The following is a 14,867-nucleotide window of genomic DNA, read 5'->3' as shown; positions in this document are numbered from 1 at the left end:
GGCAAGAAGGTTCAAATTCACGTCAGTCGGTGGTATCATAGTAGATGTTGTGAATGAACGTGCTTTGTTAGATGAAAAACATGTACTTTATGTGAAAAGAGAGACAGAACAGATCTAAAAGGGGTAAAATAATAATTTGATGTGCTAGATGCAAATTTTGTCGCTTTCTATCGATGAAAGCGTGTAGAAATTATGGAGAAAAGGAATTAAGCTGAATGGAACAAAATCTGAAAACGGAGCATAAACCACTATCCTCCGAAAAAACAAGAGGGAAGTCATCACGTTCTTCTATTTTAGCGCAAACCGTCAAGACAGGGATTATCAAATCCAATTTAATACCTATGTGGGCTGGTTTAACGCTAGGCATGTACAAAAATAAAATGACATTTGTAGACAATATACCAGAAATCATTTTTTCAACAATCGGTTCCGCCCTTGTCATTGGAGCTGCGGGGGCCTTTAATAATGTCTATGATCGTGATATTGATGCAATTATGCCTCGTACACAAAGCAGACCAACTGTAACGGGTGAAATGTCAGCAAAATCTACTTTATCATTAGCTGTTGTAATGTTAATTATTGGCGTAGCTGTGTTGGCACTTGCTTCACCTTTAGCAGCGGCATTTGGATTATTAGGTGTATTCCTATATGTAGTCCCTTATACAATGTGGACAAAGCGTCGTACGATATATAATACAGAAATCGGTAGTATTAGTGGTGCGGTGCCACCATTAATAGGTTGGTCTGCTGTATCTACAGATATTACACACCCAGCGATACTTGGTTTATTTTTTGTTATGGTCATTTGGCAAATGCCTCACTTTTATGCTATTGCCATTCGCAAACGTGTAGACTATGAAGCAGCCAGTGTACCCATGCTACCAGTTATCAAAGGGATGCGTCGAACGTATTATCAAACCAATTTCTATTTAATACTATTGATTCTATCAAGCTTTTTATTTGGCTCGCTAAGTGTAGGCATCATGCTTGTGGCATTGATCTTAAGTGTTGCTTGGCTAGTGATGAGTATTTACGGTTATCATAGTAATACAGATCAAGTGAAATGGGCTACCAAAATGTTTGTTTTTTCCCTATTCCATATGACTATACTATTCACAACTGTTATTGTGTACTCGCTAGTAGGAGTTATTTTTAAGTTATATTAATTTTTCAAAAATTGCCCTGAAAAAAATAAAGTTGTGCGAAAACAATTACGAAAATAAAAACCAACAAGTTTACTCGTCACTTGTTGGTTTTTTATTGTCGACAGAAATGATTTGGCGGCTAGGCCACTCGAATGCATGTAACTGTCCGCCAAACACAGCTCCACCATCAATGCCAATAATATTATTTTCTCCGAAATAAACACGATAATCAGTTGGATCATGATGCAGGTTATACGTAGGGGTATGGCCAAAGATTACTGTTTTTTCCCCTTGATAGCCTGCGTGGAATTCCTCACGAATCCAAAGTAAGCGCATGGGGTCAGTTTCGGCTATTGCAGCACCTGGCACAACGCCACCGTGGACGAAAATAGCATCTTCTAACTCAATATATATTTCAAATGTCTCGATTAACTGTAAATGTTCTTCAAGCTTAGGGAGCGTTTTAATAAAGCTAGGCAGAGTATTACATTGGATGGCTTCCTCAAAGTCTGCCAACTGATAGCCATAGCTTGCTAATGTTGCCTCACCACCACAAAGCCCTACCCAATGGTTCCATGGCTTAGCAAGACCTGAACGGCATGCATTGAGCATGATCGCCTCATGATTGCCTAGTAAAACTCGTGCACCTTTTGTCTGTAATTCACTCACTAAATTTAACACACCACTAGAAGAGGGCCCTCTATCAATATAATCACCAAGAAGAAAAAGCTGGTCGTTCATTGGGTCATAGTTTGCTTTTAATAATAATTCTTCCAGTAGCCCTAATTCTCCATGTATGTCACTAATTGCTAGTATACGGTTCATTTACGAGCATCCTTTCTAATAGTACAGCTTTACCCTTAAGTATAGAGAATTATTCTACAAGTTTCGACTTTTCTAGCTTCTCCTAGCTTTTTTCATAGAATTTTTAAAGAAACAATTCTCTTACTACTATGTTTATCATATGAAGGATGTTTTTATAGCTTTATTCATTTGTCTAGAGAAGATGGGTGATGAGAGGAGGGAAATGCTTGAAACGTAACAGCAGAAGCAAATTGCTATGCTCCTACTGTTTGACTTAAAAATTATATCTGTAGTTTTTCCCATGCTTGCTTAGCTATTTGTTCATCAAATGTTGAAATGAGGCGAAAATTATTGCTGTCTAAAATACGATAATGCTGACTGATGACGTTTTGCTGTAGTCGAAAACCACCATACTCCTGAATGTTTTTCCACCATATGTATCCACCCATTGTTTTCTCTTTTGGCTGCAATGTTCCATTATTTGCGATTAAATCTACAACCTCTAATGGATCACCACCAAGCTCATGCTGTAAAATCGTACTGTCTCTACACAATGTGCAAACTGTAACAGTGGTTGTCCAGCCAGCTAGTATACGGCCCTTTTCAATTTGGACAAGTGTTTTTTTTGATAATCCTAGTAAATCACTCATTTGATCCTGTGTGAAAGCTTTTTCTGTACGGATTAATTTCAGTTTTTCTGAAACGAGTGTGATTAATTGTTCACGATTCATCCTAACACCCCTTATTTTCAGATTGTTAAGTTCCATTATACATGAAAGTAAAGAAGCGTGTTTTTCTTTCACCTTGGGAAGTGGCAGAGGTCGCGTAAAATTAAAACAGACTGCCCCTAATGGACAGTCTGTTGGATGTTAGATTTCATATTTTTTCGTATCCGAGATCACCCTGAAGTGGATGCCTTTAATCTGTGCGCTGACTTTATGGCGGAGTGTATCAATATCCACAAGCTCCTCTTTATTTTTGACACACACAGCAATCTCTTGTAAAAGCTTTGTAAAAGATTCTTTAAATAGAGAGCGCATATTATCGAAATCTAAACTACGAAAACTCCCATCAATATCGAAAGCTTCAACTGAATTTAATTGCTTGGAAGCTCCTGCAAACCGATCATCGTAGACTGTGTAATTTTCATCTGTTACCACGATAATAAATAGAACTTCTCCCGTGATTGTTTTTAACTCAATATTTGTTTTGTGTTTTTTTACATCAGTAATAATGTGAATACCATCTGAATGATATAGCTTAAATAATGTCATGTGTATGGCCCCCTGCAACTAAAATCATTTTCTCTATTCATTATATAGTGAAATGGCTAATAATGGAATAAGGAATACTGTTTCCTACTGTTACGATTGAACCTCTGTTTTAAGAGGTGGACTTTTTCGAAGAGGACGAACCTCTATATAATGAATTTGATGACCTTGTTGCTCATAGATGCTAAAAATATAGGAGCCTAGCTCAATATTTTTTGATGCTTTAATGCCGTTATTCACAGTTAAGAACCAACCACCTAATGTTTCCACTTCTTCAGCATCCAGGGTAATGTTTAATAGATTTTCTACATCTTCCACAAGCATTTTTGCATTTAATAAATAGTGATGATCTGTAATTTTTCGAATATCCGCAATTTCATCATCATCAAACTCATCTCGAATTTCACCAACAATTTCTTCTAAAATATCTTCAACCGTTACAAGACCAGATGTACCACCATATTCATCCATTAGGATAGCCATATGGATTCGTTCCTTTTGCATACGTACAAGTAATTCTTGAATGGGCATTGTTTCAATTACGCGAATGACAGGATTTATGAAATCTTCTAGAACTAAGGAGTCGTCTGTAAGTTGTTCAAGTAGACCCTGTGTTAATAGTTCTTTCGCATTGATGAAACCTAATATATTATCTCGGTCCCCATCATAGATCGGGTAACGCGTATATTTTTCAGAAGCGATGTAATGAATAATGTTTGTAAAAGATTCATTTTGTTCAATTCCAATAATTTCTGTTCGGGGAACCATGATTTCACGAGCAATACGTTCATCAAATTCAAAGACGTTATTGACATATTTGAGCTCAGATTTATTGATTTCACCACTCTTAAAGCTTTCAGACAGTAATAATCGCAATTCTTCCTCTGTATGAGATAGCTCATGTTCGCTAGCAGGTTTCATTCCGAATAAGCCAACTAACACGCGTGCAGAACCGTTCAAGAACCAAATAAATGGATACATGATCTTATAGAAAAACATAATGGGTTTTGCAAAAAGAAGTGTAATGGATTCAGCTTTTTGAATGGCAGCTGTTTTTGGGGCTAATTCGCCGACCACTACATGTAAAAATGTAGCAATGGCAAAGGCTGTTCCAATTGTAAAGATCGTCATATATTTATCAGAAATACCGATTATTTCAAATAGCGGGTGAAGCATAAATTCAAAAGTTTTTTCACCAACCATCCCGATACCAAGAGCGGTTACAGTAATCCCTAATTGACACGCCGATAAGTATTCATCTAAGTGTTGAACAACATGTTTAGCAGCAACTGCTTTTTTATTGCCTTCTGCAACCAGCTGATCGAGTCTTGAGGAACGTACTTTTACAATGGCAAATTCTGTTGCCACGAAAAAGCCTGTTAAAGCTAATAGAATGGTAAAAATCGATAGGTTTATTATGGTCTCCAAATAGTCGTTCTGTAAAAACAGAACGTCACCTCCTAATTATGAATGAGTAATAATAAAGATTGCATTAATGCAATACTTTCGGGTGAAACATTTTTCTTAATCGTTTCAATTTTTTTATCATCTTGCTTGTTCATTTGTGCGAGCAGAGATGTAACATCATGCTCTAAATCTTGCATTTTTAAACGAAGCACCTGTACATCGATTTCTTCATAGGGTGTGATGTTTAACTCATGTTGGATTTGTACAAGTGAAAGCCCCTGTTGTTTGCGCTGTTCAATAAATTGAAGCCGTTTAATCATGGCTTGGTCATAGTAGCGATAATTTGCTGCAGAACGTTCTGCATCTAGCAAACCAATATTTGTATAGTAATCAATTGTTCGTTTAGTAATGCCTGTTTTTTCTGCAAGCTCGCCAATCTTTAATTTTTCTGTCCCAATGCAAACACCTCCAAACCATCACGTGATACTTTGATTATAACGTGATGGTTTTAGTTTATTCAAATGATAGCCTTTGATATTTCGAAATTATAAGATTTTTTACAAAAAAAGAACGTTTCTACCATGATTAAATGGTAGAGACGTTCCTAGGTTTAAGGAAGTAAATAAGTATCGTATAGGTGATGGAGTGCTTCCTCACCATTTTTTTGTAAGAGAATTTCATCATTATATGTAAGTGTTATGCTCGTTTGTTGGCTATCAATTTTGTCGTCAATTATTTGACAGGTAACAGTCACAAAGCCTGATTCAGTAAGCTTTTCTTTCATATCGTCACTCCACGCCTGATCAGAAAATAGTGGAGGCTTCCAAGTACCTCTCACATGTAGCTCATTTTTTTCAAGGTCATAATCCCAGCGTATGTCACGTAAAATAGTTTTAAATAGGTCATTAACCGTAAACGATGTATCTTTATAGTTAATGTCTAGAGCACGTATTGCATGGACATCTCGGCTAACTGCACTAGCTGCGGAATTAGCAGCTGAATTGATGCCTGAGGCAGCATCTTTAATTTCTGAAAATCGACCACCACATCCAGAAAGTAGTGCGCAGATGCATGTGATACAAGCAACTTTTGTCATCCATTTCACAAGTAGTCCCTCCAGTCTAGTAAGTTGTTATAACTATCTTAACGAAAAGAAAAATATGAAGAAAGGGCATGAAGGCGGTAGTTTGTGACGGTTTTGCAACGATGCGACCTCCACTTGATTGTTCGGCATTTGAGAATTATATAAGTCTGAATATTTAGTAAAAAAACAAAAGAATGGGAGCGGTTTGTGATGAAAATTAATGATGAAATGCTTGATCGATTAGGAACATATTTTGTTTATCATGCTGTTTATGATACTTATGGGATTACGTTTGAAAACTTTGTGGAGCGTTGGCTACGAGGCATACTTGACATATAATGAGCTGTACTTTGAAAAACTCCTGGAAACAGGAGTTTTTATCTATAAAAAATACATATTTACTCTTAAATGAGATACTTTAATCATGTCTAATGATGCTATAATTAGCTTAATTGGTTACGTATCTATTACTTTCTATCTAAAGGGGATGATGCATATGAATTTATTGGGGAAAATTCTCACAACTGTCATTGGAACAGTAGGTATTCGTAATTCTAACAGCTGTGAATATTTATCAAACAAAAAATTAAATGATTGAAACAGCTCAAAAAATGGCACAAGCAGAAACATCTAATAACGCGTACCAGATTCAAAATTTAATAAACAAGCACTTGATGTCATCTTACAACATATCGTTGTTACTGTGGCGCAAATTGACGAAGTGACAACTGCCTCTCTTTTAATTTAAAAGGAAACGGTAGAGGTAGTGTGGGCAGTGGAAAAATATGACGGCTGTCAGCCAGCAATCCTCAGCAGAAACAGGGGAGCTATTAGCAACGATGGAGCAGCAAAATCCCGCGGTTCAAAAAATATGGCAGAAAGCTTATCAGGTATGACGAACTCCTTACAACAAACACTAGCAAAATTCCATTTTTAGTAGAGAACTAAGGCTTCGTGTCATCTTCTGTACAACGGGATGACATACGGCTAAATTGTATGTTAATTACCATTAAAAATATTTTTCTGAATATTTAGTTATTTATTGACGCATAAATGCTATTATTTATTTAGTTGCTATAGGCAGGAGCTGGTACATATGAAATTACTACATAAAATATTACTGACAACGTTATCTACAATGATGATTGTGTTCATCATTATTTTAAGTGTCAATATTGTAAAAACTAATTCATTAGCAGTGGAGGATGCACGACAGCTTGCTCAATCGCGGGCGTCCGAAAGTGCATATAAAATGCAAATGGAACTTGATTATGCGATGGATACAGCAAGGACAGTAGCCTCTAATCTCCAAGCAATGGTAGCCAATCATAAGGGAGATCGTGATTTAGCAAACGAGATGCTCAAACAATTACTCGAACACAATGACACCTTTCTAGGGGTTTGGACGATTTGGGAGCCAAATGCCTTTGATGGACAAGATGCTCATTTTGCCAATTTGAAAGGGCATGATGCATCAGGTCGTTTCCTTCCATATTGGGCACGCAGCAACAACGATGTGACGCTTGCTCCTCTAGAAGACTATGAAACTAGTGATTATTATGTATTACCTAAAACGTTGAAACAAGAGGTTATTTTAGAGCCGTTAACTTACCCAGTTGACGGTCAGGATGTATTGATGACTTCCACAGCTATACCTATTCAAATAGATGGAAAAGTCGTTGGTCTTGTTGGAATTGATATAAGCTTAGAGACATTGGTTGCCATTAATAATGAAATTGTACTCTATGATACAGGGTATAGTGCCATTGTGTCTCATAAGGGGACATTTGTTTCCCACCCATCTCCTGATTATGTCAATAGACCAGTGACTGAAATGGAAAAATATAAAAATACGGATAAAATTCTGTCTGCTGTTGAACAGGGCAAACCCTATCTAGTAGAGGATTATTCATCCTATTTACAGGAAGCTTCATTTATTGCTGTCTCACCTATCCAAATTGGTCAAACGTCGACACCGTGGGCATTGCAGGTAATTATTCCATCTGATGAGGTAATGGCAGCCGCAAGTGAGGCAATGTGGTTATCAATACTACTAGCTATTATTGGTATTATTGTATTAGTTGGTGCCATTACTTGGATAGCTCAACGGATCGTCAAACCAGTGGTTCAGACAGTGGAACAGGTCAAAACCATTGCTGGTGGAAATTTAGCAGTGGAGCCGTTACAGGTTCGTTCGAAGGATGAAATTGGCGAGCTTGCACATGCAATGAATCATATGACAGACAATATGCGTGAGCTGTTACAAGCAGCTACACATATTTCCAATCAGGTGAATGTATACAGCGGAGATTTACGTGCTTCTACCAATGATATGAGCATCAGTATCGAACAGGTGTTAACAACAACAAGTGAGTTGGCGACAGGTGCTACCGTACAAGCCGAACAGGCGTCTACCACATTAGGCGTTACACAAGAGGTTGAGCATAAATTGCAAGCAATTCAAATGGCAATTGAAGAAATGCTTCAGGATTCTCAGCTTACAACAGCGTCTTCTAAACAAGGTTTAATTCATGCAGGGCAGTCTATTCAAGGGATGGAAGTGATGTCTGAAAAAGTGTCACTGACAGCTATGGTCGTCCAACAGCTCAGCGACCAATCAACAGAAATTAATCGTATTTTACAAGTCATTAATGCTATTGCAGGTCAAACAAATTTATTAGCATTAAATGCGGCGATAGAAGCTGCTCGTGCAGGTGAGCACGGCAAGGGCTTTTCGATTGTGGCAGAGGAAGTACGAAAGCTTGCAGAAGAATCAGCCAAATCAACAAGCCAAATCGCCTCCATTATTGATATGGTTGTGAGGGAAGCAGCAAAGGCTAGTGATGCTATGCAAAGTGTTGTCTTAGCTGTGGAAAACAATACGCAATATATTGATGCCAATAAGCAGGCACTTGATGCGATTTTACGCCATATTGTCGATACAGTAGCGCAAATCGATAATGTGACAGCTGCCTCCAGTGTCATTCAAAGGGAGACGCAGGAGGTTGTACGTGCAGTGGAAAATATGACAGCTGTTAGCCAGCAATCCTCAGCAGGAACAGAGGAGTTATTGGCAACGATGGAACAGCAGAATTTAGCGGTTCATGACATCAATAGCAAAGCCCAACAATTAACAGCTATGACGGACTCTTTACAGGCAGCATTAGCTAAATTTCAATATTAAAATAAAAGAGCTGTAGGCAAGGTGAAATTTTCATCCAACCTTGCCTACAGCTCTTAATACTTATTTGAAAAATTGTGTAATAAATTGATTTGCTTCCTGCCAGTTATAAACCCTTACAACATTATTAGGAACGGCAAGACGATTATAAGGTGTATCAAATAACACAACAGGTATTTTTAATTCCTCTGCCAGCATCACCGCATTATCATGCTTATCCTCAAAGAAAGCTTCTACACGATGTTTTTTTGCAGCGGCTAGTTTATCATGGCTGCCGAGAAGCTCGATATGGTCGTAAGGTATAGCTTGCGATTTAAACCAATTGACAGTGATGTCTGCTACATTTTCACCTCGTGCAGAAATATAATACAGCTCAAAATTATTTTTCCAAGCGCTTAGAATATTTTTTGCATCTTTTGCCACCTCAGAGACTTCGTACATATAAGGTTCATTTTCCTTAAACCAAGTATTAAAGGCACTTCGGTCAATAGGGTGTGGGAAGGCAGATAAAAAATCATATTCACAAACATCATCTAGCGTAATATTTACATTGTACTGTTTATTAATATGTGGAATGAGTGTACTTGGACATGTCACAGTCCCATCAATATCAATACCAAAGCGGGGCTTTTTCATGCTAGCACCTCCTTAGGCATTCGCTTTTTGAGCTTCTTCCGCTGCACGTTTTTCTTCCATTTCTGCTGCTAATTTATCAATTTCTTTCTTCAGTTCTTCCACCATTGTTTCTTCTGGCACTTTTCGGACTGTTTTCCCCTTCATGAATAACAAGCCTTCACCACGGGCACCAGCAATACCGATATCTGCCTCACGCGCTTCTCCAGGACCGTTTACCGCACAGCCTAGAACAGCTACTTTTAACGGTACATTTAATTTTGAAATATATTCTTCTACTTCATTTGCAATAGAAATTAAATCAATTTCAATACGTCCACATGTTGGGCAAGAAATCAGAGTTGCCATATTAGAAGCGAGGCCAAAGGATTTTAATAGTTCTCGTGCTACTTTAACCTCTTCTACAGGGTCAGCGGAAAGGGAGATACGTAATGTGTTTCCTATACCTTTTGATAGGATGGCTCCAAGACCTGCTGCTGATTTTACAGTACCGGCAAATAATGTCCCTGATTCTGTAATCCCTAAATGTAGCGGATAATTAAAGGCTTTAGACGCCTTTTCGTAGGCTTCAATGGCAAGGTTAACGTCAGATGCCTTCATTGATACGATAATATCGTGGAAGTCCAAGTCTTCCAAAATTTTAATATGGTGTAGAGCAGATTCTACCATGCCATCAGCCGTAGGATAACCGTATTTTTCTAAAATATGACGCTCTAATGAACCGGCATTAACACCAATACGAATTGGTATACCTTTTGCTTTGGCTGCATTAACAACAGCTTCCACTTTTTCTTTACGACCAATATTACCTGGATTAATACGTACTTTATCAATACCATTTTCAATGGCTTTTAATGCTAATCTATAATCAAAATGAATATCAGCTACTAATGGAATATGAATACGTTTTTTGATTTCGGCAATCGCGTCCGCTGCACGTTCATCTGGTACAGCAACACGAACAACTTGACAGCCTGCTTCCTCAAGACGAAGAATTTCTGCAACTGTTGCTTCTACATCATGTGTTTTGGTTGTACACATACTTTGAATGAATAATTCATTACTACCACCAATTGTTAAGTTACCGACACGCACAGGACGTGTATTTGAACGGTGACAAATTTCACTCATTAACTTTCTCTCCTTTTCGGGCCACTATTTTCAGCCGTCACTGTCATTTATTTTAGCAGTGTAAGAAAATAAGGACAAGGAAGAAACGCTAACTTTTCATTTTCCGCATTTGTTTTCAAGCTCAAATGAGAGAGGAAGCTTGATATTTTCACCTGGAACTAGTGCTTGTAATTGTAAGTGTGGGTTTAAGTTGTAAAAAAGTTGTAAGCGTTCTGGAAAGGTCATGGGAACTTTAGCAGGGTGTAGAGCAAATAAACTATGAATGGTATCTCCTTCAATCGTTTGTACAGTAATATAATTTGGCTCACGCTGTTGTTCACAAAGTCCGTTTTCTGAGCTCTTTGTGGATAAAGCCGCAAGTGGGATGGACCCTTCTGTTAAATCTACTTTGACGACAAAGGCAATTACGATGATGATAGTTGTTAAGATGAATGCTCGCAAAAAATCCCCTCCTTTTCTACACTATATTGAGAAGAGAGGGGATTCATGCACATTATTTTATATTTGGTTGTTTTGGATATTTTGTAAAGGCCACAATTAATAGAGAAATGGTTAAAAATAAAGATAGTACAGTGATAACAGAACTGCTAACGGGCAGATAGTCTGCTAACATCGAAAGTAACGTAGCCCAAGTGATCGCAAAGGTAGTTGTTCTCCAGATATGGCGATACTCACCCCGACGCTTCATCGCTTTCAAGATAAATAAACCTGCTAAAGCATAAAGGGCAATTTGTGCAAAAATAAGCATTGTTGTCACGACGAAAAGCATTAGGAAGGTGAATGGATATAAGAGCCATTTAATGCCCTCTATGTAATCTGTTAAACCAGTTAAACTATCCATATCGAATGTATCAACGGACATACCTGCTGCAAAACGACCTAAAGAGAATACGGACACAATGGTAATCAGTAGAAAAGTATATTGAATAACCTTTCCAATAGGTAATAAACGATAGGCTGCTAGTTTTTTAGGATGTATAAGACTATCAATAAAAAGCTGTGAGTGTTTCATGCTATATCTCCTCCAATCGATATTTTAACATGTTCAATGAGGACAAGATATGAAAGAAGTATAAATGAGGAGGGTCTTGATGTTAAAATGTTAACATTATGTAAAGAAGTTAAAGGATTTCTTTACTTTTTGTTTGGAATCATTTAATGATTAGAACGAGGGTAGTAGAGATGTAGGAATTGGAGCGAAAACAATTGACAATAGATTGGCAAAGCATTCTCTTTCAGTTTTTAGGCGGACTAGGGGTCTTTTTATTTTCCATTAAATTCATGGGGGATGGGCTTCAAAAATCAGCGGATGATCGGTTACGTGAATGGTTAAATCGCTTTACCACAAACCCTGTTATGGGTGTCCTGGTAGGTATATTTGTAACAATTTGCATACAATCAAGTTCTGCCACAACAGTCATCACTGTAGGGTTAGTGAGTGCTGGTTTTTTAACACTGCGTCAAGCAATCGGCGTCATTATGGGGGCAAATATTGGTACAACTATTACAGCATTTATTATTGGTATTAATATTGGACTCTATTTTTACCCTTTATTGGCAATTGGGGCAGCCTGTTTATTTTTCTTAAAGAAAGCAACGTATCAACATATTGGTCAGATTCTATTTGGCTTTGGCGGTTTATTTTTAGGGCTAGAGTTGATGAGTGCTAGTATGCAGGCGTTACACCAGCTTGCAGATTTTGCATCGTTAACGCTTCATTTAAGCAATCAACCGATATTAGGCATATTTTTAGGAACCATTTTCACATTACTTGTGCAAAGCTCTACCGCAACGGTGGGGGTATTGCAAGGTTTATATGCAGAACAATTAATTGGTTTAAATAGTGCCTTACCGATATTGTTTGGGGAAAATATTGGCACGACCATTACAGCTGTTTTAGCTTCTCTTGGTGCTTCTATTTACGCTAAGCGTGCAGCAGCGGCTCATGTATTATTTAATGTGATTGGAACGATTATTTTCATGTTATTGTTCACACCGTTTATGCAATATGTACAGTGGATCAGTGGCGTATTTCATTTAGAGCCTCGCATGCAGATTGCCATTGCTCATGGCTCATTCAATGTCTTTAATATGATGATCCAACTACCATTTATTGCTGGACTCGCAGCCTTAGTTACAAAGCTATTGCCGGGACATGATGGCCATATCAATGTAACAACTAAGCATTTAGATCCTTCATTCATTGATTCCTCTCCTGCTATTGCGCTAGGTCAAGCTAAAGAAGAGGTATTACGAATGGGTGAACATGCATTGCGTGGGTTAGAAGAAACGTTTTTATATATGAAATCTGGAGAGGTAGAGCATATTCCGACGGTGCTACAGCTAGAAGTCGGGCTTAATCATCTAGACAATGAAATTACTGATTATTTAGTAATGGTGTCTAAGCAGCCTCTTTCCCGTGCAGACTCTGTAAGACATCATACTTTATTGACAAATGTAAGGGATTTTGAACGAATTGGGGATCATTTTGAAAATATATTAGAGCTTTTACAGTACAAGGATCACCACGAGGTAAGCTTAAGTAAATCAGCGCGACAGGACTTAATAGGTATGTTTAGTTTAGCCATAGAGGCAGTGCGTAAAAGTATAGAAGCATTAGATACCGCTAGCTTAAGTTTAGCTCAAGAAGTAACAGAGCTAGAAAGCCTGATTGATGATATGGAAGATAAACTACGTCAAAAGCATATTGCCCGATTAAACACAAATGAGTGTAGTGGGGCTGCAGGAATTGTTTATATGGATATCGTTAGCAACCTAGAGCGTATAGGAGACCATGCAGTAAATATTGCAGATTCTATTTTAGGCATTCGTCATTAATGAAACTTTTCACTTTGTTATTTCGTATGAAAGGCAATGCACGTTAAAAGGAGAGAATCTTTATGGAAGTTGTTGGCTGGATCTTAGTGATTGCCTGCTTTATTATTTCATTTATTGGTTTAGTATATCCAATTATTCCCGGAGTACTGTTTTTAGTCGGTGGGTTTTTGCTCTATGGCTTATTTTTCTCATTCGCAGAGCTAAGCTGGTGGTTTTGGGTCATTGAAATACTATTTGTCGTGTTGTTATTTGGGGCAGATACTGTGGCAAATGCATTTGGTATCAAAAAGTTTGGTGGTTCCAATGCTGGCATGTGGGGGAGCACCATTGGGTTATTAATTGGTCCATTTGTGATTCCTGTGGCAGGGATTTTAATTGGACCATTTTTAGGGGCTGTGATTGCGGAACTAATCGTTGAGAAACGTACATTTAGTGAGGCAGTGAAAAGTGGTGTAGGTTCTTTAATTGGCTTTTTGACATCTACTGTTGTCAAGGCTGTTATTCAAATTGTTATGATTATTGTATTTTTTATCGCCATTTAATGCCTTTCTTTTAAGGTTTAGTGTGTGAGAGAAAAGGGTAAGATAGTAAACATATCGGTATTTCGGTCAAAAGGCTGAAATCTTCAAATTGAAGTATTTTTCGTTGAATGGTTTGACCAATTTTGATAATCTAAGGATGTACTAATTATTTCTTATTTTAGGGAGGAACTTAACAATGGCTTACGAATTACCACAATTAACTTACGCTTATGACGCATTAGAACCACATATCGATGCAAAAACAATGGAAATTCACCATTCTAAACACCACAATACTTATGTAACAAACTTAAACGCAGCAGTAGAAGGTACTGAATTTGCAGAAAAAGACATTAACGACTTAATTGCAAACCTAGATGCTCTTCCAGCTGACAAACAAACTGCTGTACGCAACAACGGTGGCGGACATGCTAACCATACATTATTCTGGGAAGTAATCGCTCCAGGCGGTTCAAATACACCAGTTGGTGAAGTAGCAAAGGCAATCGATGCTAAATTCGGTTCTTTCGATGCTTTCAAAGAAGAATTTGCTAAAGCTGCTACAACTCGCTTTGGTTCAGGTTGGGCTTGGTTAATCGTTGATGGTGACTCAGTTGCTGTTACGTCTACTCCAAACCAAGACTCTCCAGTAATGGAAGGGAAAACACCAGTTTTAGGCTTAGATGTATGGGAACATGCATACTACCTAAACTATCAAAACCGCCGTCCAGATTACATCGGTGCTTTCTGGAACGTAGTAAACTGGGATGTAGTAGAAGCTAAATTCCAAGCTGCAAAATAATAACGAATAATTGGCTGTGCCTAAAGTGAGCAATCACGAAGGCATAGCCT

Annotated in this window: 17 protein-coding genes; 7 read left to right on the top strand and 10 right to left on the bottom strand. The window is 37.9% G+C overall.

Annotated features, from left to right (window positions below):
* Nucleotides 1–215: 215 nt before the first annotated feature.
* Complete coding sequence (gene cyoE, locus LBYS11_RS14680; RefSeq protein ID WP_048392234.1) at nt 216–1,166, top strand: heme o synthase; 951 nt, start codon at nt 216–218, stop codon at nt 1,164–1,166.
* A gap of 69 nt (nt 1,167–1,235) precedes the next feature.
* Here the strand turns inward: cyoE and LBYS11_RS14675 are convergent, their stop codons facing one another.
* From LBYS11_RS14675 to LBYS11_RS14650, 6 genes are all read right to left on the bottom strand, one after another.
* Nucleotides 1,236–1,970: a metallophosphoesterase gene (locus LBYS11_RS14675; RefSeq protein WP_048392235.1), complete on the bottom strand. Its 735-nt coding sequence runs from the start codon at nt 1,968–1,970 to the stop codon at nt 1,236–1,238.
* 260 nt (nt 1,971–2,230) lie between these two features.
* On the bottom strand, nt 2,231–2,680 hold the full coding sequence (locus LBYS11_RS14670) for a helix-turn-helix transcriptional regulator (protein ID WP_009370152.1): 450 nt from the start codon (nt 2,678–2,680) through the stop codon (nt 2,231–2,233).
* Nucleotides 2,681–2,818: 138 nt separating this feature from the next.
* Nucleotides 2,819–3,223, bottom strand: a complete 405-nt coding sequence (locus LBYS11_RS14665) for a hypothetical protein (protein ID WP_004227282.1) — start codon at nt 3,221–3,223, stop codon at nt 2,819–2,821.
* Between the two features lie 90 nt (nt 3,224–3,313).
* Entirely contained in the window at nt 3,314–4,648 is a 1,335-nt protein-coding gene (locus LBYS11_RS14660) for a hemolysin family protein (protein ID WP_103118437.1), read from the bottom strand.
* A gap of 32 nt (nt 4,649–4,680) precedes the next feature.
* Nucleotides 4,681–5,022: a MerR family transcriptional regulator gene (locus tag LBYS11_RS14655; RefSeq protein WP_233732834.1), complete on the bottom strand. Its 342-nt coding sequence runs from the start codon at nt 5,020–5,022 to the stop codon at nt 4,681–4,683.
* Between the two features lie 215 nt (nt 5,023–5,237).
* The gene (locus LBYS11_RS14650) at nt 5,238–5,723 is read right to left on the bottom strand and encodes a hypothetical protein (RefSeq protein WP_233732832.1); all 486 of its coding nucleotides are present in this window, start codon (nt 5,721–5,723) and stop codon (nt 5,238–5,240) included.
* Nucleotides 5,724–5,921: 198 nt separating this feature from the next.
* On the opposite strand from LBYS11_RS14650, the gene LBYS11_RS23990 reads away from it, so the two are divergent.
* From LBYS11_RS23990 to LBYS11_RS14640, 3 genes are all read left to right on the top strand, one after another.
* On the top strand, nt 5,922–6,050 hold the full coding sequence (locus LBYS11_RS23990) for a hypothetical protein (protein WP_255349862.1): 129 nt from the start codon (nt 5,922–5,924) through the stop codon (nt 6,048–6,050).
* 85 nt (nt 6,051–6,135) lie between these two features.
* Nucleotides 6,136–6,309 carry a hypothetical protein gene (locus LBYS11_RS23110; RefSeq protein WP_158651956.1) on the top strand — a complete coding sequence of 58 codons (174 nt, stop codon included), beginning with the start codon at nt 6,136–6,138 and terminating at the stop codon, nt 6,307–6,309.
* 498 nt (nt 6,310–6,807) lie between these two features.
* On the top strand, nt 6,808–8,895 hold the full coding sequence (locus LBYS11_RS14640; protein WP_103118435.1) for a methyl-accepting chemotaxis protein: 2,088 nt from the start codon (nt 6,808–6,810) through the stop codon (nt 8,893–8,895).
* Between the two features lie 60 nt (nt 8,896–8,955).
* Here the strand turns inward: LBYS11_RS14640 and LBYS11_RS14635 are convergent, their stop codons facing one another.
* The 4 genes from LBYS11_RS14635 to LBYS11_RS14620 form a co-directional block, all read right to left on the bottom strand.
* Nucleotides 8,956–9,528 carry a 5' nucleotidase, NT5C type gene (locus tag LBYS11_RS14635; RefSeq protein WP_048392241.1) on the bottom strand — a complete coding sequence of 191 codons (573 nt, stop codon included), beginning with the start codon at nt 9,526–9,528 and terminating at the stop codon, nt 8,956–8,958.
* Between the two features lie 12 nt (nt 9,529–9,540).
* On the bottom strand, nt 9,541–10,656 hold the full coding sequence (gene ispG / locus LBYS11_RS14630; protein WP_004230987.1) for a flavodoxin-dependent (E)-4-hydroxy-3-methylbut-2-enyl-diphosphate synthase: 1,116 nt from the start codon (nt 10,654–10,656) through the stop codon (nt 9,541–9,543).
* Nucleotides 10,657–10,752: 96 nt separating this feature from the next.
* Nucleotides 10,753–11,097, bottom strand: coding sequence for a hypothetical protein (locus LBYS11_RS14625; protein ID WP_004230996.1), 345 nt, complete (start codon nt 11,095–11,097; stop codon nt 10,753–10,755).
* Between the two features lie 52 nt (nt 11,098–11,149).
* On the bottom strand, nt 11,150–11,668 hold the full coding sequence (locus LBYS11_RS14620; protein WP_103118434.1) for a DUF1189 family protein: 519 nt from the start codon (nt 11,666–11,668) through the stop codon (nt 11,150–11,152).
* Nucleotides 11,669–11,862: 194 nt separating this feature from the next.
* Here LBYS11_RS14620 and LBYS11_RS14615 point away from each other — a divergent pair, with 194 nt between their 5' ends.
* The 3 genes from LBYS11_RS14615 to LBYS11_RS14605 all read left to right on the top strand — a co-directional run bounded on the left by LBYS11_RS14615 (nt 11,863) and on the right by LBYS11_RS14605 (nt 14,817).
* Nucleotides 11,863–13,494 carry a Na/Pi cotransporter family protein gene (locus tag LBYS11_RS14615; RefSeq protein ID WP_103118433.1) on the top strand — a complete coding sequence of 544 codons (1,632 nt, stop codon included), beginning with the start codon at nt 11,863–11,865 and terminating at the stop codon, nt 13,492–13,494.
* 62 nt (nt 13,495–13,556) lie between these two features.
* Complete coding sequence (locus LBYS11_RS14610; RefSeq protein WP_004230999.1) at nt 13,557–14,036, top strand: DUF456 domain-containing protein; 480 nt, start codon at nt 13,557–13,559, stop codon at nt 14,034–14,036.
* 175 nt (nt 14,037–14,211) lie between these two features.
* Nucleotides 14,212–14,817, top strand: a complete 606-nt coding sequence (locus LBYS11_RS14605; RefSeq protein ID WP_016995356.1) for a superoxide dismutase — start codon at nt 14,212–14,214, stop codon at nt 14,815–14,817.
* The last annotated feature ends 50 nt before the right edge of the window (nt 14,818–14,867 follow it).

The organism is Lysinibacillus sp. YS11 (assembly GCF_002896375.1).
Classification (GTDB): domain Bacteria; phylum Bacillota; class Bacilli; order Bacillales_A; family Planococcaceae; genus Lysinibacillus; species Lysinibacillus capsici.
The sequence above is the reverse complement of the archived record's forward strand: the minus strand, read 5'-3'. Positions and strand labels throughout refer to the sequence as shown.

What these genes read in the sequence shown, in the direction of transcription:
- LBYS11_RS14610 (WP_004230999.1), top strand. Translation starts at nt 13,557, where the DNA reads ATGGAAGTTGTTGGCTGGATCTTAGTGATTGCCTGCTTTATTATTTCA.
- LBYS11_RS14605 (WP_016995356.1), top strand. Translation starts at nt 14,212, where the DNA reads ATGGCTTACGAATTACCACAATTAACTTACGCTTATGACGCATTAGAA.
- LBYS11_RS14665 (WP_004227282.1), bottom strand. Translation starts at nt 3,223, where the DNA reads ATGACATTATTTAAGCTATATCATTCAGATGGTATTCACATTATTACT.
- LBYS11_RS14670 (WP_009370152.1), bottom strand. Translation starts at nt 2,680, where the DNA reads ATGAATCGTGAACAATTAATCACACTCGTTTCAGAAAAACTGAAATTA.
- LBYS11_RS14640 (WP_103118435.1), top strand. Translation starts at nt 6,808, where the DNA reads ATGAAATTACTACATAAAATATTACTGACAACGTTATCTACAATGATG.
- LBYS11_RS14620 (WP_103118434.1), bottom strand. Translation starts at nt 11,668, where the DNA reads ATGAAACACTCACAGCTTTTTATTGATAGTCTTATACATCCTAAAAAA.
- LBYS11_RS14650 (WP_233732832.1), bottom strand. Translation starts at nt 5,723, where the DNA reads ATGACAAAAGTTGCTTGTATCACATGCATCTGCGCACTACTTTCTGGA.
- LBYS11_RS14635 (WP_048392241.1), bottom strand. Translation starts at nt 9,528, where the DNA reads ATGAAAAAGCCCCGCTTTGGTATTGATATTGATGGGACTGTGACATGT.
- ispG (WP_004230987.1), bottom strand. Translation starts at nt 10,656, where the DNA reads ATGAGTGAAATTTGTCACCGTTCAAATACACGTCCTGTGCGTGTCGGT.
- LBYS11_RS23990 (WP_255349862.1), top strand. Translation starts at nt 5,922, where the DNA reads ATGAAAATTAATGATGAAATGCTTGATCGATTAGGAACATATTTTGTT.
- LBYS11_RS14675 (WP_048392235.1), bottom strand. Translation starts at nt 1,970, where the DNA reads ATGAACCGTATACTAGCAATTAGTGACATACATGGAGAATTAGGGCTA.
- cyoE (WP_048392234.1), top strand. Translation starts at nt 216, where the DNA reads ATGGAACAAAATCTGAAAACGGAGCATAAACCACTATCCTCCGAAAAA.
- LBYS11_RS23110 (WP_158651956.1), top strand. Translation starts at nt 6,136, where the DNA reads ATGTCTAATGATGCTATAATTAGCTTAATTGGTTACGTATCTATTACT.